General features: G+C 64.5%; 16 protein-coding genes and 1 pseudogene. 6 read left to right on the top strand and 11 right to left on the bottom strand.

All coding sequences use genetic code 11. From position 1 onward, the window contains the following. Positions 1-74: 74 nt before the first annotated feature. Positions 75-605, top strand: coding sequence for a ferritin-like domain-containing protein (locus N0B28_RS02495; RefSeq protein WP_043863506.1), 531 nt, complete (start codon positions 75-77; stop codon positions 603-605). A gap of 64 nt (positions 606-669) precedes the next feature. On the opposite strand, the gene N0B28_RS02490 is transcribed toward N0B28_RS02495, so the two are convergent. Then, complete coding sequence (locus tag N0B28_RS02490; RefSeq protein ID WP_058541582.1) at positions 670-2,742, bottom strand: AsmA family protein; 2,073 nt, start codon at positions 2,740-2,742, stop codon at positions 670-672. A 176-nt stretch (positions 2,743-2,918) separates the two neighbouring features. On the opposite strand from N0B28_RS02490, the pseudogene N0B28_RS02485 reads away from it, so the two are divergent. The 3 genes and pseudogenes from N0B28_RS02485 to N0B28_RS02475 form a co-directional block, all read left to right on the top strand. Beyond that, positions 2,919-3,182 (top strand): annotated as a pseudogene (locus N0B28_RS02485) (phage infection protein); the annotation flags it as partial. A gap of 124 nt (positions 3,183-3,306) precedes the next feature. Then, positions 3,307-3,939: a TetR family transcriptional regulator gene (locus N0B28_RS02480; protein ID WP_043863508.1), complete on the top strand. Its 633-nt coding sequence runs from the start codon at positions 3,307-3,309 to the stop codon at positions 3,937-3,939. A gap of 90 nt (positions 3,940-4,029) precedes the next feature. Next, on the top strand, positions 4,030-5,139 hold the full coding sequence (locus N0B28_RS02475) for an AGE family epimerase/isomerase (RefSeq protein ID WP_043863509.1): 1,110 nt from the start codon (positions 4,030-4,032) through the stop codon (positions 5,137-5,139). A 66-nt stretch (positions 5,140-5,205) separates the two neighbouring features. Here N0B28_RS02475 and N0B28_RS02470 read toward each other — a convergent pair whose 3' ends face one another. The 6 genes from N0B28_RS02470 to N0B28_RS02445 all read right to left on the bottom strand — a co-directional run bounded on the left by N0B28_RS02470 (position 5,206) and on the right by N0B28_RS02445 (position 11,859). Beyond that, positions 5,206-5,970 (bottom strand): SDR family oxidoreductase, encoded by a 765-nt coding sequence (locus N0B28_RS02470; RefSeq protein WP_043863510.1) that lies wholly within the window; start codon positions 5,968-5,970, stop codon positions 5,206-5,208. Positions 5,971-6,774: 804 nt separating this feature from the next. Beyond that, entirely contained in the window at positions 6,775-7,491 is a 717-nt protein-coding gene (locus N0B28_RS02465; RefSeq protein WP_043863511.1) for an ABC transporter ATP-binding protein, read from the bottom strand. Then, complete coding sequence (locus tag N0B28_RS02460; protein ID WP_054916169.1) at positions 7,488-8,363, bottom strand: ATP-binding cassette domain-containing protein; 876 nt, start codon at positions 8,361-8,363, stop codon at positions 7,488-7,490. Before N0B28_RS02460 ends, N0B28_RS02465 begins: the two co-directional genes overlap by 4 nt. Further along, positions 8,360-9,643 carry a high-affinity branched-chain amino acid ABC transporter permease LivM gene (livM, locus tag N0B28_RS02455; protein ID WP_043863512.1) on the bottom strand — a complete coding sequence of 428 codons (1,284 nt, stop codon included), beginning with the start codon at positions 9,641-9,643 and terminating at the stop codon, positions 8,360-8,362. Before livM ends, N0B28_RS02460 begins: the two co-directional genes overlap by 4 nt. 2 nt (positions 9,644-9,645) lie before the next feature. Then, positions 9,646-10,560, bottom strand: coding sequence for a branched-chain amino acid ABC transporter permease (locus N0B28_RS02450; protein WP_043863513.1), 915 nt, complete (start codon positions 10,558-10,560; stop codon positions 9,646-9,648). Between the two features lie 162 nt (positions 10,561-10,722). Continuing rightward, on the bottom strand, positions 10,723-11,859 hold the full coding sequence (locus N0B28_RS02445; RefSeq protein ID WP_043863514.1) for a branched-chain amino acid ABC transporter substrate-binding protein: 1,137 nt from the start codon (positions 11,857-11,859) through the stop codon (positions 10,723-10,725). A 458-nt stretch (positions 11,860-12,317) separates the two neighbouring features. Here N0B28_RS02445 and pncB point away from each other — a divergent pair, with 458 nt between their 5' ends. Continuing rightward, positions 12,318-13,520 (top strand): nicotinate phosphoribosyltransferase, encoded by a 1,203-nt coding sequence (gene pncB, locus N0B28_RS02440; RefSeq protein WP_043863515.1) that lies wholly within the window; start codon positions 12,318-12,320, stop codon positions 13,518-13,520. Between the two features lie 3 nt (positions 13,521-13,523). After that, positions 13,524-14,351 carry an ammonia-dependent NAD(+) synthetase gene (gene nadE, locus N0B28_RS02435; protein ID WP_043863516.1) on the top strand — a complete coding sequence of 276 codons (828 nt, stop codon included), beginning with the start codon at positions 13,524-13,526 and terminating at the stop codon, positions 14,349-14,351. 91 nt (positions 14,352-14,442) lie between these two features. Here nadE and azu read toward each other — a convergent pair whose 3' ends face one another. The 4 genes from azu to N0B28_RS02415 all read right to left on the bottom strand — a co-directional run bounded on the left by azu (position 14,443) and on the right by N0B28_RS02415 (position 21,042). Continuing rightward, positions 14,443-14,889, bottom strand: coding sequence for an azurin (gene azu / locus N0B28_RS02430; RefSeq protein ID WP_043863517.1), 447 nt, complete (start codon positions 14,887-14,889; stop codon positions 14,443-14,445). 295 nt (positions 14,890-15,184) lie between these two features. Continuing rightward, complete coding sequence (locus N0B28_RS02425) at positions 15,185-16,087, bottom strand: transglutaminase family protein (RefSeq protein WP_275730150.1); 903 nt, start codon at positions 16,085-16,087, stop codon at positions 15,185-15,187. Beyond that, on the bottom strand, positions 16,087-18,558 hold the full coding sequence (locus tag N0B28_RS02420) for a circularly permuted type 2 ATP-grasp protein (RefSeq protein WP_275730147.1): 2,472 nt from the start codon (positions 18,556-18,558) through the stop codon (positions 16,087-16,089). Before N0B28_RS02420 ends, N0B28_RS02425 begins: the two co-directional genes overlap by 1 nt. A gap of 180 nt (positions 18,559-18,738) precedes the next feature. Further along, positions 18,739-21,042, bottom strand: coding sequence for a YgiQ family radical SAM protein (locus N0B28_RS02415; RefSeq protein ID WP_043863520.1), 2,304 nt, complete (start codon positions 21,040-21,042; stop codon positions 18,739-18,741). Positions 21,043-21,089 lie beyond the last annotated feature (47 nt).

Below are 21,089 nucleotides of genomic sequence, written 5' to 3'. Positions count from 1 at the left end.
CGCCAATCAATCACACACTGTGCACCCGACGCGCCGTCAGAGCGTGAAACCCCGTTTTCAGCTTGGAGAACATGATGAGCAACGTTGAACTGACCGATGTACAAACCCTGCGCCACCGCGCCCGCCAGCACGTGGAAGACGGTGCGGTGACCGAAGGCTACACCGCCGACCGCGAAAAGATCCTGCGCCTGCTGAACGAGTCGCTGGCCACCGAGTGGGTGTGCGTACTGCGCTACAAACGCCACTACTTCATGGCCGAGGGGATCAAGGCCAACGTGGCCGCCGAAGAGTTCCTGGAGCACGCCAACCAGGAGATGGAGCACGCCGACAAGCTGGCCGAGCGCATCGTGCAGCTGGGCGGCGAACCGGACTTCAACCCCGACAACCTGAGCAAGAACTCCCACGCGCAGTACGTGGCAGGCAAGACCCTCAAGGAAATGGTGCTCGAAGACCTGGTCGCCGAGCGCATCGCCATCGACAGCTACCGCGAGATCATCCAGTACATCGGTGACAGCGACCCGACCACCCGGCGCATCTTCGAAGACATCCTGGCCCAGGAAGAAGAGCACGCGGATGATATGGCGGATCTGCTCAAAGGGCTGTAAACGTAGCGCCCCCTTCGCCGGCAAGGCCGGCTCCTACAGGAGCCGCCTTACCGGCAAAGCTTTTTCAGCCAGCCTTGACGGTCTTGGGCGCCTTGCCCGAACGCATCTGCTCCAGCAACGGCGTGCACTGGTTCTCGTCCCCGCCGCTGGGCGCCACCAGCGCCAGCAACGCCGCCGCCGGCGCTACCGCCACCCCCAACGCCACCATCCCCGCCCCGCGCAACGCCAGCGGAATCGCCTGCACGCCTGCACTCGGCTTGGCGAACGGCCCGCGCACGTACAACGGCGAGCGCAGCGAGAACAGGCGCAGGCCCTTGGACTCGGGGTTGATCTTCAGGTCCAGTTGCTCGGTGGCGAAGTTGGCCGTGCCATCGATGTAGATGATCGCGTTCTCGGTGTCGAACACGAACAGGCGCGTACTGGCCAGGCCGTCCTTGATGCCGAAGTCCGCCGCCGCGCAGTTGATCTTCACCTCGTTGTCGCCAAACAGCTTGCCCACCACGTAGTTGCCCACGTTGAGCCCGGCGATCTCCATCAGGCCACGGCTGATCGCGCCATCGTTGATCAGCAGCCGCAGGTCGCCATTGGAGGTGCCGAGCAAGGCCGCCACCGAGTTGCCGCGGCCACTGATGTCGGCATCGCCATTGAGCGCACCGAAGCTGGTCTTCATCGGTTCGAAGGTGGGGAACAGCTGCTTGAGCTTGAAGTTGCGCGCACTCAGGCGCGCACGCCCCTGCATCGGCACCGCGCGGCCATCCAGGCGGATCTGCGCATCCAGCTTGCCGCCGGCCACGCCGAAACTCAGCGGCTCCAGGCGCAGCACGCCGTCATCGAGCACGAAGTGCGCGGCCAGGTCCTTGAAGGGCAGTTCTTCGCTGTGCACGATGCGCTTGCCGCTGAAGCTCACGTCGGCGTCCATGGTGCGCCAGCGCTCGGTGCGAAACTCCTCCACCGGCAGCACCTTGCCGGCCGGCTGCTTGCTCGCGCCACCACGGGCCTTCTGTTCGGCGTTGGAGTCGGCGCCGATCAGCGGGCCAAGATCCTTGAACAGCAGTTGGTTGGACACCAGCTTGCCGGTGAGCTTTGGCCGCGGCTGGCTGGCGACGAAAGCCATGTCGCCATGGATATCGCTGTCGCCGATCTTGCCGTTGAAGCCCTCGTAGCGGAACACCGCCCCGCCAGGCTCGTGCAGCTTGGCGATCAGGTGGCCGTCGGTGGAATAGGCCGGCGAGTCGGGCAGGGTCACGCCGGTCAGTGGGTACAGATTTCCCAGGCTTGCGCCCGACAGGCGCAGGCGCAGGTCGAGCGCGCCAAGGTTGCGCGGGTCGGTCAGGGTGCCGGCCACCGCGACGCGCGTGTCGGCGATGCGCACGTCAGCCTGCAGCGGAAACGGCTGCGTGGCGTCCTGCAGTGCCAGCAGCCCGCCGATCTTGCCGCTGCCATTCAACGGCTGGCCCTTGTAGCGGCCGTCGACCTTGAAGCCGAAGGCGTAGTCCTGGGGCGCCGAGCCCTGGCTCGCCGCCTTGTCGGCGCTGGCCTTGCCGACGATGTCGGTGAACGGAATGGGCTTGCCCAGCGGGTCGACCTGCACCTTCACCACGGTCTTGAGGGTCTGGTCGTCGAAGGCCACCTCGCCCTTGTCGAAGCCGATGGCGCCGATATCCAGCACCCATTTGGACGGCTCGGCGTTCTCGTCCTTGGGCCCGAAATCGAAGGTCCAGTTGGCGCGGCCATCGGCCAGGCGCTTGAGGCTGGCCACCGGCAGGGTAAGGTCGATACGCGGGATCACGATGCGCTGGGCCAGCAGCGGCAGCGGCGAGAGGCGAAACTCCACGCGCTGCAGGCCGACCATCTGCGGCGCCTTGAGCCACTCAGGGTTGCCCAGGGTCAGGTCCTGGGCGATGAAGCGCGGCCATGGCACCCAGGCGCGCCAGCCGCCCTCGTCGCGATCGCGCTGCCAGCGCACGGCCAGGTCGCCATTGATCGCAAAGGGTCGGTGCAAGGCCTCGGAGACCTTTTCGTTGAGGGTGGGCTTGATGCGGTTCCAGTCGAAGGTGGCGATGACGATGATCAGGACCGCCAGCAACAACAGCACAGTGGCGAAGGTCCAGGTGAGAATTTTGGCAGGGCGCGTCATTGCACGAATCTCCTGATGACAGCATGGCGAACAGCCATGCCCGTTGAGGGCACTTAACACTTCCGACTATCAATGCCGTCGATTGTTACCATTATCTTTATGAACTTCTTTATCTGACCCCCAAGCGTAGCATTGGCGCCGTACCCACTTACCAGCCCTCCCAGGAGCGCCAGATCATGAAACGCCCATTGCTGCTCAGTTTTGCCCTAAGCCTGCTGGCTGCCAACGCCTTCGCCGTACCCGCCACCGAACAGAACCTCTCGGCCGAAGCCCGCGACAGCGCCAGCGTCATTGCACAGCCCCTCAAGACCCTGGCCGAAGGCGGTTCTGACCGCCTGATCGAGCGCAGCAACCGCGTTGCCGAAGGTGGTTCCGACCGCCTTGTCGAACGCAGCACTCGCATCGCCGAAGGCGGCTCGGACCGTCTGATCGAACGCAACAGCCGCGCGAGCTGAGCCCATGCGCCAGTGCCCGCGCCCACAGCCCGGTCCATCGACCGGGCTTTGTTTTTTGCGGCCCAGGCCCTAGAGTGCAGGGCTGTATGACTGTGAACCGATACTCGCCATGCTGCCGCGCGCCGAACAAAAGCTACAGACTCGACAGGCCCTGCTGGATGCCGCCCGCCACCTGATGGAGAGCGGCCGAGGCTTCGGCAGCATCAGCCTGCGCGAGGTAGCCAAGACCGCCGGCATCGTGCCCACCGGCTTCTACCGCCACTTCTGCGACCTGGACCAGCTGGGGCTGGCACTGGTCAACGAGGTGGACGAAACTTTCCGCCAGACCATCCGCCTGGTGCGCCACAACGAATTCGAACTGGGCGGCATCACCGATGCTTCGGTGCGCATCTTTCTCGATGTGGTGGCGGCCAACCGGGCGCAGTTCCTGTTCCTGGCCCGCGAGCAGTACGGTGGCTCGCAGCCGGTGCGCCAGGCCATCGCCAAGCTGCGCGAAGGGATCAGCTCGGACCTGGCGGCGGACCTCAAACGCATGCCGCGCTGGCGGCATCTGGACGACGCGGCACTGGGGGTGATGGCCGACCTGGTGGTCAAGACCGTGTTCGCCACCCTGCCCGAGCTGATCGACTCGCCGGCCGAGCCGGTACCGGGGCAGTTGAGCGCGCAGGCGAAGATCACCCAGCAGTTGCGCTTCATCTTTGTCGGGGCCAAGTACTGGCAAGGGCTCGGCGATCTGCGCTGAGCCCTTGGCTTGCCAGCGAAGGGGTGCTCAAGCCGAACCGCAATTCCTGCTACCATGCGCCACAAACGCCCACCGCGACGACGCCTCTCCATGCCCGACCTTCGTACCGCCCAGCCTGAACTCCCTGCCCTGCTCGACAGCGTCCAGCAGCACTTCGCCCAGCGCATCGTGCCGCTGTGGCAAGGCCCGGGCTGGAACGCGGACATGGCCCTGCCATTCGAAGCCCTCGACCCGCAGCACCGGCCCCTGCCGGTACAGCGCTACCGTGCCATGGCCTGCGCGCGCCAGCTGTACCTGTTCAGCAGCCGCATCGAGCAGCCTGGCGCCGCGGAACGTGCCGCCGCCCTGCTGCGCACCCTGCAACGCCACTTTCACGACGCCGAGCACGGCGGCTGGTTCTACAGCATCGACGCCCAGGGCAACCCGCTGGACCGCACCAAGGACCTCTACACCCACGCCTTCATCGTGTTCGCCTGCGCGCATTACTGGGGCAAGGTGAACGAAGCAATGGCCGAGTCGACCTTGAATGCAGCCCTTGAAGTGGTGCTGGAGCGCTTTGCCACCGAGCACGGCCTGTACGAGGCGAGCCTGGCCGAAGACTGGTCGACGCTGGGCAGCGGGCCGTTGCAGAACCCGCTGATGCACCTGGCCGAAGCCTTCCTCGCCACCCTGTCGGTGCGTCACGACGCGGTGGTACAGGACGCGCTGGTGAACCTCACCGAGGCCATGCAGGCGCACTTCATCGACCCGGCACATGGGGTGATGCTGGAAAAACCGCGCGGGGCTGTGGATAACTGGTTCGAACCGGGGCACCAGTTCGAGTGGTTCTATCTGCTCGAATCCTCACCGCTGCTGCGCGGCGGCGCGCTGCATGGCTCGTTGAGCCGCGCATTCGGCTATGCCGAGCAACAGGGGGTAAAGGACGGTGCGGTGCTGGCGATGCTCAATGTCGACGGCAGCGTGCGTGACGCCACCCAGCGCATCTGGGCCCAGGCCGAATACCTGCGTGCGTTGGCGCTGCGGCCCGACAGCGCGGGCAAGGTGCTGGCGCAACTGCAGGCATTGCAGCAGAACTTTCTGCATGACGGCGGCTGGCATGAATGCCGCGACGCCAGTGGCGCGGTGAGCCGGCACGATATGCCGTCGACCACGCCGTACCACCTGGCGACCTGCCTGGAAGGGTTGCAGCGCGCCCTCTGATGCCTTCGCCAGCAACGCTGGCTCCTACATGAGTTGCAGGAGCCGGCCTTGCCGGCGAAAGTGCACTCAGGCCTTCGAACGATCGATCGAGAACCCCGCCCACGCCTGGCTCACCGGCATCAGCTCGAGGCTGTTGATGTTGATGTGCGCCGGCTGGTTGAGAATCCAGAAGATGGTCTCGGCAATGTCCTGCGGCTGGATCGGCTCGGCACCGGCATAGGTGGCGTCGTAGCGCGCCTTGTCACCCCCGAAGCGCACCAGCGAGAACTCGCTCTCGCACAGCCCCGGCTCGATGTTGCTGACCCGCACGCCCGTGCCCTGCAGGTCGCAGCGCAGGCTCAGCGAGAACTGCCCGACGAACGCCTTGGTACCGCCATACACATGGCTGCCTGGGTACGGATAGTTGCCCGCCACCGACCCGACGTTGAGGATCGTCGCGCCACGCCCGTGGGCGATCAGGCGCGGCAGCAGCAGGCGGGTGCTGTACATCAGGCCCTTGATGTTGGTGTCGACCATGGTCTCCCAGTCGTCCAGGTCGCACTTGGGCGCCGGGTCGGCACCCAGGGCCAGGCCGGCGTTGTTGATCAGCCCGCGCAGCTTGGCAAAGGTCGGCGGCAAGCCTTCGATGGCCGCTTCCATGGCCTTGCGGTCACGCACATCGAGTACCAGGCCATGCACTTCGGTCTGCTTGGACAGCTCCGCACACAGCGCCTCCAGGCGCTCCTGGCGCCGACCGGTCAGCACCAGCGACCAGCCCGCCTCGGCGAAGCGACGTGCGCAGGCTTCGCCAAAACCGGAGGTGGCGCCCGTGATGAATACGGTGGAAGTCATGGAAAATCTCCTCGGGAAAACGTGCCCACGGGCAACTGATCGACAGGGCGTGCAGCATGCCCCGCCACGGCGCTGCGCAGCAAGCCGAAAATCAACTGTACAAAAAACGATCAAAACCCTGAAAGCCTTGCCCCGCAAGGCCCGGCGCGAGCTGTACGCACGTTATCCACAGGCCCTTCCACACAGACTGGGGGCAACTGCACAGGCTGCGGCCCACGGTTTGAGCGGGCTGTGGCCTGGCGTGGGAAGTATTTCGCTTGACCTGGCGGCCGCCCCTTGAACAACGCGACAGTCAGAGATGCAAAAGGATAACTGCAGTGATGGCCCGAGGCCTTTGATCTCGCTGCCTGCGCCAGTCTTTCCAGTGCTTGCCCACAGAGTTATCCACAGGCTGCACAGGTGAAATGAGGGGCAATCGACCTCGCCATAAAAGCCTTGACAAATGCCCGCTGCAGCGTCAGAAAAACCGCTGCTCAAAAAACAACCACACCTCTGTAAGCCTTGTATTACATGGTCTTCAGCCATGTACTACCAAGTTACCCACAGTCGGTTCCACACGAATCGGGGACAACTTCAATGCCTTTGAAAACAAGTGCCTGGAGCGACGTTGTGTCGCGTTACCTGCACACCTTCAAATAACTTTTCCACAATCTGCCGCAAGGCCGATCTGCGGCCCGATCGCGATTCAAGCCCGCTCCCACAAGGTTCACCGCTACCCCTGTGGGAGCGGGCTCGACCCGCGATTGGGCCGTAATACGCACAGAAAAAACCCCGGCAAGCCGGGGTCTTCTTTAATGTTCGCCGTCAGTGCCCACCCAGATACGCGTTGCGCACCTCCTCGTTGACCAGCAGTTCCTGGCCGGTGCCGGTCATGCGGATCTGCCCGTTGACCATCACGTAGGCGCGGTCCGACAGCTTGAGCGCATGGTTGGCGTTCTGTTCCACCAGGAAGATGGTCATGCCGGTCTTGGCCAGCTCGCGCAAGGTCGAGAAGATCTGCTTGACCACGATCGGCGCCAGCCCCAGCGACGGTTCATCCAGCAACAGCAACTTGGGCCGGCTCATCAGCGCCCGGGCAATCGCCAGCATCTGCTGCTCGCCACCGGACATGGTCATCGCCCGCTGGTTGCGCCGTTCCTTGAGCCGCGGAAAAAGCTCGAACATGCGCTGCATGTCCTCGCCGGCGAACTTGTCGCCAATCGGGATGGTGCCCATCATCAGGTTCTCTTCCACCGACATGTCCGGGAACACCCGGCGCCCCTCCGGCGACTGCGCAATGCCGTTGGAGGCGATGTAGTGGGACGACTTGTGGGTGATATCGGTGCCCCGGTAGAGGATCTGCCCCGACGCCGCGCGCGGCTGGCCGAAGATCGACATCAGCAGCGTGGACTTGCCCGCGCCGTTGGAGCCGATCAGGCTTACCGTCTCGCCTTCGTCGATGTGCATCGAGACCTTTTTCAACGCCTGGATCGGGCCGTAGAACACGTCCAGGTCCTTCAGTTCGAGGATCGGTACGCTCATGCCAGCTCCTCTTCATCGGCGCCCAGGTAGGCCGCGATCACCGTCGGGTTGTTGCGGATCTCCTGCGGCGCGCCCTCGGCGATCACGTTGCCGTGGTCCAGCACCACGATATGGTCGGAAATGCTCATTACCATGCCCATGTCATGTTCGATCAGTACCACCGTCAGGTCATGCTCGTCGCGCAGCACGCGGATCATGCGGCTGAGCGCTTCGGTTTCCTGCGGGTTGAGGCCGGCGGCGGGTTCGTCCAGGCAGATGATCTGCGGGCGAGTGCACATGGCCCGGGCAATTTCCAGGCGGCGCTGCTGGCCATACGAGAGCTCGCCGGCCAGGCGGTTGGCACAGTCCACCAGGTCGACCACCTCCAGCCAGTAGAAGGCATGGTCCAGGGCGTCGCTCTCGGCCTGACGGTAGGCCTTGGTGTTGAGCACCCCGGCCAGCAGGTTGCGGTTGACCCACATGTGCTGGGCCACCAGCAGGTTCTCCACCACCGACATTTCCTTGAACAGGCGAATGTTCTGGAAGGTACGCGCCAGCCCCGCCCGGTTGACCAGGTGGGTGCCGCCGAACATCTTGTAGTACAGGCGGCTGGCAAAGCTTCTGGGCGACACGAAGTCGGCCGCCTGGAAGCGTTCGCCCAGCAGCTGGATGACATTGGTGCGAGTGCCGCGCAGGTTCAGCTCGATCTTGCCGCCGCTGGCCTTGTAGAACCCGGTAAGGCAGTTGAACACGGTGGTCTTGCCCGCGCCGTTGGGGCCGATAAGCGCGAAGATGGCGTTGCGCCGGACCTTCAGGCTCACGTCGCTGAGCGCCTTGATGCCGCCGAACTGCATCATCAGGTTGTCGACCGAAAGAATCACTTCGTCGCTCATGGCGCCACTCCTTTACGCGGGACCACACCGGTGCGGCTGATGCGGATCAGCCCACGCGGTCGCCAGATCATCATCAACACCATCAGCACGCCAAACAGCAGCACGCGGTACTCGGAGAAGCTGCGCAGCAGCTCCGGCGCCACGGTGAGCACGAAGGCGGCGATCACCACCCCGACCGTCGAGCCCATGCCGCCGAGCACCACGATGGCCAGGATCAGCGCCGACTCGAAGAAGGTGAACGAGGACGGGTTGACGAAGCCCTGGTAGCTGGCGAAGAACACCCCGGCCAGGCCTGCGGTGGACGCACCCAGGGTGAACGCCGAGAGCTTGACCAGCACATGGTTCAGGCCCATCGAGCGGCAGGCGATCTCGTCCTCGCGCAGTGCTTCCCAGGCGCGCCCCACCGGCATGCGGGTGAGCCGGTGCTTGATGTACAGCACCGCCAGCACCACCAGGAACAGCACGATGTAGATGAACAGGAATTTCACGTTGGGGTTGTAGTCGATGCCGAAGAACTCGTGGAACGGTACCCCGCCGTCCTTGGCTCGGCGCCCGAATTCCAGGCCCATGAAGGTCGGCGACGGTACCGGCATGCCGTTGGGCCCGCCGGTGAAGGACAGCCAGTTGTTGAGCACCAGGCGGATGATCTCGCCAAAGCCCAGGGTCACGATGGCCAGGTAGTCCCCGTGCATCCTCAGCACCGGAAAGCCCAGTATGCAGCCGGCCAGTGCCGCGGCGATCGCCGCCAGCGGCAGCACTGTCCAGAAGCCCAGCCCCAGGTACTGGTAGCCCAGCGCCAGGCCATAGGCACCGATGGCGTAGAACGCCACGTAGCCCAGGTCGAGCAGCCCGGCCAGGCCCACCACGATGTTCAGCCCCAGGCCCAGCAGCACGTAGATCAGCCCCAGGATGACCACGGTAAGCAGGTACTTGTTGGCGAAGAACGGGAACACGATGGCAATCACGATCAGTGCCGGGATGATCCAGCGCAGGCGCGACTTGTAGTCCGGCGCCAGCACATGCACACCCGAGCCACTGCTCTCGAAGCCCTGCAGGATGGCCTGGCCCTTGCTGGTCTGCAGGAACAGGCTGAGCACGAAGCGCCCCAGCATCACCCCCGCCACCAGCCAGGCGACACGCGCGGGCTGCATGTTGAAGCTGTAGCCGTCGAGCACCACGCCGACGATGGGGCCGAACACGATCAGGGAAATCAGCCCGGCGAGAACCATATCGACCAGGCTGCGCTTGATATCGATGGAAGCGTTTTTGGCAGCAGACATACTTACACCTTGGCCACGAGTGGGCGACCCAGCAGGCCTTGGGGACGGAAGATCAGGATCAGTACCAGCAGCGAGAAGCTGAACACGTCCTTGTAGTCGGAGTTGATCAGCCCGGAGAACAGCGACTCGGAAATCCCCAGGATGATGCCCCCGAGCATCGCGCCCGGCAGCGAGCCGATACCGCCCAGCACCGCCGCGGTGAAGGCCTTGATGCCGATGATGAAGCCGGCATAGAAGTCGAAGGTGCCGTAGTTCATGGTGATCAGCACGCCGGCCAGCGCGGCCATCACCGCACCGATGACGAACACGTAGGAGATCACCCGGTCGGTGTTGATGCCCAGGATCGAGGCCATCTTGCGGTCCTGCTGGGTGGCCCGGCACATGCGCCCCAGCTTGGTGAACTTGATGATGTAGGTGAGCGCGGCCATGCCGACGAAGGCTGCCACCAGGATGAAGATCTTGGTGTAGGTCAGTTGCACGAAGCCGGTGCCCACTTCAAGGCGCCAGGCGCCTTCGAGCAGGGTCGGCACGCCCTGTTGGCGGGCGCCCTGGCTGATCTGCGCGTAGTTCTGCAGGATCAGCGAAATGCCGATGGCACTGATCAGCGGTGCCAGCCGGGTGGAGTTGCGCAGGGGTTTGTAGGCGATGCGTTCGATGGTCCAGCCATACACGCCGGTGACCACCACCGTGAAGATCAGCGTCCCGAGCATCAGCAGGGGAAAGGACTCGATACCGAAATACGCCAGCAATGCCAGGCTGATAGCCGCCAGGTAGGCGGAAATCATGTACACCTCGCCGTGCGCGAAGTTGATCATGCCGATGATGCCATAGACCATTGTGTAGCCGATGGCGATCAGACCATAGACCGACCCCAGGGTCAGACCATTGATCAGTTGCTGCAGGAAAATACCATCCATAACGCAATCTCACGTATTTGAGATTGCACAAGCGCCGACCACGTTGCACCGCCGTTGAGGCGGTACAAGCGGCGCCGGGTTGTGCAGATCTACGAGAAAAGACAGGTACGGCAAAAACCGGGGCGCGCCCCGGGCAGCGAGTGCCCGGGGTGCCGGCCGTTGTTATTTTTGTTTTTCCAGTTGGTGATACTTGCCGTCCTTGTCCCACTGGTAGACCACGTAGTCGGACACGGTCAGGTCACCCTTGGCGTCCCACTTCTTCTCGCCCATCACGGTCTGCACCGGGTTGGCCTTGAGCCACTTGGCAGCGTCTTCACCCTTGTTCGACTTGGAACCGTTGAACGCGGCGGCCAGGGCCTGGATCGAGGCGTAGGCGTACAGGGTGTAGCCTTCGGGCTCGGTACCGGCCTTGCGGAACTCGTCCACCACCGCCTTGCTGTCGGGCAGCAGGCGCGGGTCGGCGCCAAAGGTCATGTACACGCCATCGACGTACTGCTTGCCGCCGGCGGTCGACACCAGTTCGTCGGTGACGATGCCGTCGTCGGACATGAACTTGACGTCCTTGAGCCCCTGCTCGCGCAACTGGCGTACCAGCGGGCCGGCTTCGGGGTGCAGGCCGCCGAAGTAGACCACGTCGGCACCGGTGGAGCGGATCTTGGTGACCACGGCGCTGAAGTCCTTCTCGCCACGGGTCAGGCCCTCGTACAGCACCGGGGTGACGCCGCGCTTGGTCAACTGCGCCTTGGTGGCGTCGGCCAGGCCCTGGCCATAGGTGTCCTTGTCGTGCAGCACGGCAACCTTCTTGCCCTTGAGCACATCGACGATGTAGTCGCCGGCCACGATGCCCTGCTGATCGTCGCGCCCGCACATGCGGAACATGGCGCTCAGGCCACGTTCGGTGACCTGCGGGTTGGTCGAGCCGGGGGTGATGGCGATGACCCCGGCCTCGTCGTACACCTCCGACGCCGGGATGGTGTTGGACGAGCAGAAGTGCCCGACCACGCCGATGACCTTGTCCTGGTCGACCAGGCGGTTGGCCACGGCCACCGCCTGCTTGGGCTCGCAGGCATCGTCGCCCTTGACCAGCACGATCTTCTCGCCGTTGATGCCGCCCGCGGCATTGATCTTGTCGGTGGCCGCCTGCGCACCTTTCATGTATTGCTCGCCAAACGCCGCGTTGGCACCGGTCATCGGGCCCGCTACACCGATCTTGACGTCGGCCTGTACATACGAAGACACGCCCATCGCCGTGGCAACGGCGAGGGCCAGAAAGCCTTTCTTGTAAAACGTCTGCGACATGAGGTGGTGCTCCTGAGTTTTTTTGGTTGGCACTACAACGTTCAGCAATTGCGATGAGCAAGGGCCGTGCCATTGGATTTTTATTCTGTAAAAACTCGCGATCAGGTTCGGCAGGCGCCGCTTTCGCGCCTTTTCCACGGGCCGTGCAACCTCCTGCCCTGCACCTGGCGCCACCCACGAACCGCTTGAAGCGCAACCCTTGAGTGCCATCATTGCAACCCTGACCTGTGTTTACGTGCAACCAGCCTGTAACAAGATACGTAACCGAACTGCACATCCTTGGTGCGCATCTGCTACAGCGGGCACCATAAGAGGCTAGCTGGCCAATGCGAAAACCGCCGCTACCCATAGCCTGCTACCGAATAACCCCGTCGGCGCCGGCCTCAGCGGCAAAAAGACTGGCACAATGGGCTGCATTGGCGGCCCCGGATGGGCGCACGCCCGACCTGGAGTCCTTTATGAGCGAAAGTGCCTTCGCCAACCGCATCGTGCAGAGCCTGCTCGATACCGATTTCTACAAGCTGACGATGATGCAGGCGGTGCTGCACAACTACCCCAACGTGGATGTGGAGTGGGAGTTCCGCTGCCGCAACGGCGAAGACCTGCGCCCCTATCTGGCGCAGATCCGCGCACAGATCGAGCGCCTCAGCGAGCTGAGCATCAGTGCCGAGCAGTTGGGCTTCCTGGAGCAGATCAGCTTCATGAAGCCGGACTTTCTGCGCTTTCTGGGGCTGTTTCGCTTCAACCTGCGCTACCTGCACCTGGCCATCGAGCACGACGAACTGGTACTGCGCCTGCACGGTCCGTGGCTGCACGTGATCCTGTTCGAGGTGCCGCTGCTGGCGATCATCAGCGAGGTGCGCAACCAGCACCGTTATCCACAGATCAAGCTGGTGGATGCACGCGACCAGCTGTACCGCAAGTTCGACTGGCTGCGCGCCAATGCCAGCAGCGAGGAGCTGGCCGAACTGCAGGTGGCCGACTTCGGCACCCGCCGACGCTTCTCCTACAAGGTCCAGGAACAGGTGGTGAAGGTGCTGACGGCGGAGTTCCCGGCGCGCTTCGTGGGCACCAGCAACGTGCATCTGGCACGCAAACTGGATATCAAACCGCTGGGCACCATGGCCCACGAGTGGATCATGGCCCACCAGCAGCTCGGCCCGCGGCTGATCGACAGCCAGATCGCCGCCCTGGACTGCTGGGTGCGCGAGTACCGCGGGCTGTTGGGAATAGCACTGACCGACTGCATCACCATGGATGCATTCCTCGGCGACTTCGACCTGTACTTCGCCAAGCTCTTCGACGGCCTGCGCCATGACTCCGGCGATCCGGTGCAATGGGCAGAGAAGGCCATCGCGCATTACCGCAAGCTGGGGATCGACCCGATGACCAAGACGCTGGTGTTCTCGGACGGGCTGAACCTGACCAAGACCCTGGAGATATTCCGCGCCTTGCGCGGGCGCATCAATGTCAGCTTCGGCATCGGCACCAACCTCACCTGTGACATTCCCGGGGTGGCGCCGATGAGCATCGTACTTAAAATGACCGACTGCAACGGCCAGCCCGTGGCGAAGATTTCCGATGAAGCGGCCAAGACCCAATGCCGCGACGCCAACTTCGTCGCCTACCTGCGCCACGTATTCAAAGTGCCCAAGGAGTAACCCATGCAAGCCGTCCAGCGAGAGATTGCGCAGCAGCTCAAGGTTCAGCCGCCGTTCGCCGACGCGGCCGCGCTCGAGGCCGAGAAGGCCCGGCGCGTGGCCTTCATCCAGCAATGCCTGAAGAACGCCGGGCTCAAGACCCTGGTGCTGGGCATCAGCGGTGGTGTCGACTCGCTGACCGGCGCCCTGCTCGCCCAGCGCGCGATCAACGAGCTGCGCGAACAGACGGGCGATGTGCATTACCGCTTCATCGCCGTACGCCTGCCGTATCAGGTGCAGCATGACGAGCATGACGCCCAGGCGTGCATCGATTTCATCCAGCCTGACGAATGCCATACGGTGAACATCGCGCCGGCGGTGCAGGCGCTGGCGGCCGAGGTCGAGGCGCTCAGGGACGGCAAGCCGGCGCTGGTGGATTTCGTGGTGGGCAACACCAAGGCGCGCATGCGCATGGTGGCGCAGTACACCATTGCCGGGGCACGTGGCGGGCTGGTGATCGGCACAGATCACGCGGCCGAGGCGGTGATGGGGTTTTTTACCAAGTTCGGTGACGGGGCCTGCGACCTGGCGCCGTTGAGCGGGCTGGTGAAACATCAGGTGCGCGACATTGCACGCAGCTTTGGCGCGCCGGAATCACTGGTGGAGAAGGTGCCGACCGCCGACCTGGAAGACCTGGCGCCGGGCAAGCCGGACGAGGCATCGCATGGGGTGACCTATGCGCAGATCGATGCGTTTCTGCACGGCGAGGCAGTGAGCGAGGAAGCGTTCGAGATCATCAGGCGCACGTACGAGAAGACGCATCACAAGCGCGAGATGCCATTCGCCCCTTGAAACGACTTCGCCGGCAAGGCCGGCTCCTACGGGTATCCACGAAACCCGGTAGGAGCCGGCCTTGCCGGCGAAGAGGCCAGACCAGGCAAGGTTACTTCAGGGTAACAGTGCCTTTCATCATCGAGATGTGGCCAGGGAACGAGCAGAAGAAGCCGTACTTCTCGTCAGCCTTGAGCTTGGAAACATCGAAGGTCACCGAGTCCTTCTCACCAGCACCGATCACCTTGGTGTGGGCGATCACGCGGTCATCACCTTCCTTCAGGTAATCCTTGTCGATACCGGCGCTCAGGCCGTCGGTGGCGATTGGCTGCATGTCAGCTTCTTTGCTGATCACCAGGTTGTGGCCCATGACGTTCTTCGGCAGGTTGCCCGAGTGGGTCAATTCGACGGTGAAAGTCTTGCAGCTCTTGTCGATCTCAATGGCCTTGGTGTTGAAGGACATCTGGTCGGTGGAATCGACCGTGACCTTGCAATCGGCAGCGAAGACCTGGGCACTGGCGAGGGTCAGCAGGGATACCGCAACAGCTTTGGCAAACATCGTGAATCTCCTTGGCAGGGGTTTTTTATCCGTTTCTATACTGCCCCAGAGCGTCCCCCACCGGCCTGATATGAGTCAAGGGGCAGGTTAGGCGCGCTGGTAGTAAATTTTCGCTATGGATTGTATACACAAAATCCGCGGGACCATCATGCGCCATTCAGGGACGATGAGACAACCTCTCAATTAGGAGTACAGGACATGTCCCTTGGTAGTCTGATGCGCAGCCTGCTGGCTGCCTATGCCTGCGGTGCCACTGGCAGCAACGTCGAATTCGCGCGCCCGGAGTGATGGGCCGTCACGCCGGGCCTTCATCCAGCGGCAACACTGTCACCTGCACCTGCGGGTCATGGCTGCCCCCGCCCAGAATCACCCCACGCAGCGGTGACACATCGGAAAAATCCCGGCCCCAGGCCAGGGTGATGTGCTCCAGCGCCGGCAGCAGGTTGTTGGTGGGGTCGAAATCCACCCAGCCGTTGACCGGGCAATACACCGACACCCACGCATGCGAGGCATCGGCCCCGATCAGCCGGGCCTGCCCGGGCGGCGGGCGCGTCAGCAGGTAGCCGCTGACATAGCGCGCCGCCAGCCCGCGCGAGCGCAGGCACGCGAGCATCAGGTGGGCGAAGTCCTGGCACACGCCGCGGCGACGCTGCAGCACCTCCACCAGCGGGGTGGCCACCTGGGTGGCACCGGCATCGAAGGTGAACTGGCTGAAAATCTGCTGCATCAGGGCCTGCACGCACAGCAGCAACGGCTGGCCCGGGGCGAAACACGGCTCGGCAAACGCGACGAAACGCTGCTTCAGCCGCACATACGGCGATTCGAAACGAAAGCGGCACGCCTCCAGCGTGGCCGCAGTCAGCGCCTGCCCCGAATACGCCAGCGCCTGGCACACCTGTTCCCACGGCGGCGAGGCAGCCAGAACTGGCGCGGCGCGCGACAGCACGTTCACCTGCACCCGCGTCACCACGCGCAGTTGATCATGCTGGCGCTCCAGCGCCAGCCGGGTCAGCGGGTTGCCGAAGCCGTCGAGCTCGTCGCGCCGCCGGGTCGGCAGCGGGTCGACCTGCAATTGCCGGTCTTCGCACTGCTGCCAGGCACAGGCCCGTGGCCACAGATGCACCAGTTGCTGGGCCAGGGACACCGGGCTGTCATAGCGGTAATGGGTGTCGTGCAGTACCTGGTAGCGCGCGCTCATCAGGCCGACACCGTCTGCTGGCTGATGTCATCGACATGCACGAAGTGGCGCAGCGCCAGTCGCTCGGAGGCCTGCAGGCTGGCCTTGGCGATCTCGCCCAGCAACTCGGCCAGGCCATCGAGCACCGCGCGCACGCTGGCCTTGCCGAACAGCGCGTGCTCCAGGCTGCCCAGGTCGAAGTGGTACAGGCGCTCGGCGAGCAGGGCCAGGGTCGGGTCTGGCGGGCTGCCGAACTCATCGCTGGAGCGTTCCAGGGCACGCACCAGCAGCTTGAGCTGGAACAGCACCGCATGGGGGTTCTGCTGGTCGAGCAGGAGCAGGTCCAGCACCGGGATCAACTGCGCCACCGCCAGGTAGCGCGAGCGGTAGGTGATGCTGCTGTTGCCCAGTTCAAGCAGCCATTCCAAACCCGCCTGGTCGAAGGCGCCGGGGCCGCGCAGAAAACTGGCCAGGCTCAGGCTCAAGCCCTGCAGGCGCTCGATGCGCCGCCCGATCATCAGAAAGCGCCAGCCTTCATCGCGGGTCATGTCGTCCAGGGCAAAGCCGGACAGCGCCGCCAGCGACATCACCAGGCGGTTGAGAAAATCCAGCAGCTCGCCGAAGTCCGCCGTCTGCCCACCCAGCGCCTGGGCTTCGTGCTGCAACTCCACCAGCGCCTGCCAGTTCTCCCGCGAGAGCTTGCCGCGCACCTGGGCGGCGGTCCATTGCAGGCGCTGCAGGTTGGCGCGCAGGCTGAACGCCCAGTCGGCATCGAGCAAGGCGGCGCGCAGGCGCTCGGCCAGGGTGCCCTCGGGGGGCAGCAGCTCAAGCTCTTCGGCCAGGGCCACCGCCGCCTGCCAGGTGGACGGATGTTCGCCATCTAGGTAGCGGCTGAGCAGGATGCGCAGCAGGCGCGCGCTGGTGTCGCAGCGCTCGCAATAGCGGCCGAACCAGAACAGGTTTTCCACGACCCGCGACGGCAGGTACGGGTCCTGGCGGATCAGATCGGCCACGCCAAGGGTGCGGCTGGCCTGCCACTGTTCGCCGACCGGGGCCGCCTCGCCGAGTACCCAGGTGTCCTTGCTGGCCCCGCCGCGCTGCATCGACACCACCTCGGCATCGGCCAGGGCGGCCACCCGGGTCAAGCCGCCGGGCAGCACCCGGTAGCCATCGGCGGTGGCCACCGCATACACCCGCATGCCGATCGGCCGCGCCTGCAGCGTGCCCTGCCATACCGGCGCCTGGGACAACTGCGCCAGTTCCTGTGCCACGTAGGCATACGGGCGTGCACGGATGCGCCCGGCCAAGGCATCGCGCGCCGCCTCGTCCAGGTCGCGCCCGAACAGCGCAGCGAAACTCTGCGAGGGGAACGCCGGCTTGATCAGCAGCTCCGGCAGCCTGGCCAGGGCCTGCTCCAGCGCAGGCGGCTCGCCGCACCACCAGGTGGCGATCGACGGCAGGCTCAGGGCCTCGCCGAACAGGTGCTGGTTGATGGCCGGCAGAAAGCCGAGCAGGCCGGGAGATTCGAGCACCCCGCTGCCCAGCGCATTGGCCACCAGCACGCGGCCCTGGCGTACCGCGTCGAGCAGGCCGGGCACGCCGAGGGCCGAGTCGGTACGCAGTTCCAGCGGGTCGCAGAAATCGTCGTCCAGGCGGCGCATGATCGCGTGCACCCGGCGCAGCCCGCCCAGGGTCTTGAGGTAAACCGTGGCATCGCGCACGGTCAGGTCGCTGCCTTCGACCAGTGGGTAACCCAGTTGGCGGGCGAGGAACAGGTGCTCGAAATAGCTTTCGTTGAAGCGCCCCGGGGTCAGCAGTACCACCAGTGGCGGTTCCTGACCGCTGGGTGCCAGGCGCAGCAGGCTCTGTTGCAGGTTGCGAAAGAAGCCGGCCAGGTGCTGCACGTGCAGGTCGCGGTACAGGTCCGGCAGGGTGCGCGTGACCAGCGTGCGGTTCTCCAGCGCGAAGCCGGCCCCGGAGGGCGCCTGGGTGCGGTCGGCGGTGACCCACCAGCGCCCATCGGGGCCGCGGGCAAGATCGGCAGCGTACACATGCAGGAAGGTCGAGCCGGGCGGCGTGATGCCCTGGCACGGCCAGAGAAAATTGTTGTGGCCGAACACCAGCTCGGCCGGCAGCAGGCCTTCGCCGATCAGGCGCTGCGGGCCATAGATGTCGGCCAGTACCGCGTTGAGCAGGTGCGCGCGCTGGGCGATGCCCGCCGCCAGCGCCTGCCACTCCTGCGCGGGGATCAGCTGCGGCAGCAGGTCCAGCTCCCACGGGCGATCGGTGCCGTCGGGGTCGGCGTAGATGTTGTAGGTGACGCCGTTTTCCTGCAGATGGCGCGCCAGTTGGGCCTGGCGCTGGGCCAGCTGGGTGGGACCGCTGCGTTGCAGGTGCTGGTGCAGGCGCTGCCAATGCGGGCGCACGCTGCCATCCGCCGCGAACATCTCGTGGTAGGAGGCAGGGCTTGGTGAGGCCAGCGGGTCAGCCATGGGCGTGCTCGGTGACGGCAGGTGATGCAGGGTAGCGTGTGGCGGGGATGGGGAGAAGGATGGATGTGGCCTTGCGGGCCTCATCGCGGGTCAAGCCCGCTCCCACAGGATAGTCAGTGGCCTATGGATCTGCACTGTACCTGTGGGAGCGGGCTTGACCCGCGATGGTCGCGACGCGTATCAGCGTGGCAACACCGGCTCGCGGGTCTTCTTGCCCTTGCCCTTGCCACCCTTGGCGGCATCCTTGCGTGCCTTGGCCGCTTCCTGGTTACGCGCAAAGGCGGCCGCCTTGGCCTGCTCGCGCTTGTCCCACGGCTTGGCACCGTCGCTGGCACGCGGCGGCAAGCCGGTGTGCTGGGTCAGGATCTTGGTTTCCTTGGCCACCTTGTGGCTGCCCGCCGGCGTCGAGTTCTTGCGCCGCGCACTCTGGTAGCTGTCGGTCGCCGGCTGGTGCAGCGGGATCAACTGGTGCTTGGCCGGCCCGATCAGGTCGGCACGCCCCATGCGCTGCAGGGCTTCGCGCAGCATCGGCCAGCCCTTGGGGTCGTGATACCGCAGGAACGCCTTGTGCAGGCGGCGCTGCTCCTCGCTCTTGACGATGGTCACCGCGTCGCTCTTGTAGGTGACCTTGCGCAGCGGGTTCTTGCCCGAGTGGTACATGGCAGTGGCCGAGGCCATCGGCGACGGGTAGAACGCCTGCACCTGGTCGGCGCGAAAGCCATTGCCCTTGAGCCACAGGGCCAGGTTCATCATGTCTTCGTCGGTAGTGCCCGGGTGCGCCGCGATGAAGTACGGGATCAGGTACTGCTCCTTGCCCGCCTCCTTGGAGTACTTCTCGAACATGCGCTTGAAGCGATCATAGCTGCCGATACCAGGCTTCATCATCTGGTTCAGCGGGCCTTCCTCGGTATGCTCCGGGGCAATCTTGAGGTAGCCGCCCACGTGGTGGGTGACCAGCTCCTTGACGTACTCCGGCGACTCGACTGCCAGGTCGTAGCGCAGGCCCGAGGCGATCAGGATCTTCTTCACCCCCGGCAGGTCACGCGCACTGCGGTACAGCTGAATCAGCGCCGAGTGGTCGGTGTTCAGGTTGGGGCAGATGCCGGGGAACACGCACGACGGCTTGCGGCACGCAGATTCGATTTCCGGGCTCTTGCAGGCAATGCGGTACATGTTGGCGGTCGGCCCGCCCAGGTCGGAGATGACCCCGGTAAAGCCCGGCACCTTGTCGCGGATTTCTTCGATCTCGCGAATGATCGAGTCGTGGGAACGGTTCTGGATGATGCGGCCTTCGTGCTCGGTGATCGAGCAGAAGGTGCAGCCACCGAAGCAGCCACGCATGATGTTCACCGAGAAGCGGATCATGTCGTAGGCCGGGATCTTCTCCTTGCCATACGCCGGGTGCGGGACGCGCGCATAGGGCATGCCGAACACGTAGTCCATCTCTTCGGTGGTCATCGGGATGGGCGGCGGGTTGAACCACACGTCCACCTCGCCGTGCTTCTGCACCAGCGCACGGGCGTTGCCCGGGTTGGTTTCCAGGTGCAGCACGCGGTTGGCGTGGGCGTAAAGCACCGCATCGCTGCGCACCTTCTCGTAGGACGGCAGGCGGATCACGGTCTTGTCGCGGGTCATGCGCGGGCTGGCCAGAATCTGCACCACCTTGGCTTCCTGCGGGTCTTCGACCGGGCCCTTCTCCTGCTCGATGGCGCAGGCCTGGGTGTCCTGGGTGTTCACGTACGGGTTGATGATCTTGTCGACCTTGCCCGGCCGGTCGATACGCGTGGAGTCCACTTCGTACCAGCCCTGCGGGGTGTCGCGGCGCACGAAGGCGGTACCGCGGATGTCGGTGATGTCTTCGATCTTGTGGCCGTAGGACAGGCGCTGGGCGACTTCGACGATCGCGCGTTCGGCGTTGCCGTACAGCAGGATGTCGGCGCAGGCGTCGATCAGGATCGAGTGCCGCACCTTGTCCTGCCAGTAGTCGTAGTGCGCGATGCGGCGCAACGAGGCCTCGATGCCACCCAGCACGATCGGCACGTGCTTGTAGGCTTCCTTGCAGCGCTGGCTGTAGACCAGGCTGGCACGGTCGGGGCGCTTGCCGGCCAGGCCACCCGGGGTGTAGGCGTCGTCCGAGCGGATCTTCTTGTCGGCGGTGTAGCGGTTGATCATCGAGTCCATGTTGCCGGCCGCGACACCGAAGAACAGGTTCGGCTCGCCCAGCTTCATGAAGTCGTCTTTGCTCTGCCAGTTCGGCTGGGCAATGATGCCCACCCGGAAGCCCTGGGCTTCGAGCAGCCGGCCGATGATGGCCATGCCGAACGACGGGTGGTCGACGTAGGCGTCACCGGTCACGATGATGATGTCGCAGGAATCCCAGCCGAGCTGATCCATCTCCTCCCTGCTCATCGGCAGGAATGGCGCTGGCCCGAAGCATTCGGCCCAGTACTTGGGATAGTCGAAAAGTGGTTTGGCTGCTTGCATGTCAGTGACCGGTTCTTGGTATCAGGGAAATCGCGGGCGCGGAATAT

Source organism: Pseudomonas sp. SD17-1 (assembly GCF_029201585.1).
GTDB classification, from domain to species: Bacteria; Pseudomonadota; Gammaproteobacteria; order Pseudomonadales; family Pseudomonadaceae; genus Aquipseudomonas; species Aquipseudomonas palmensis.
Note: the sequence above shows the minus strand (reverse complement) of the source record. Positions and strands in the feature narration are given on the sequence as shown.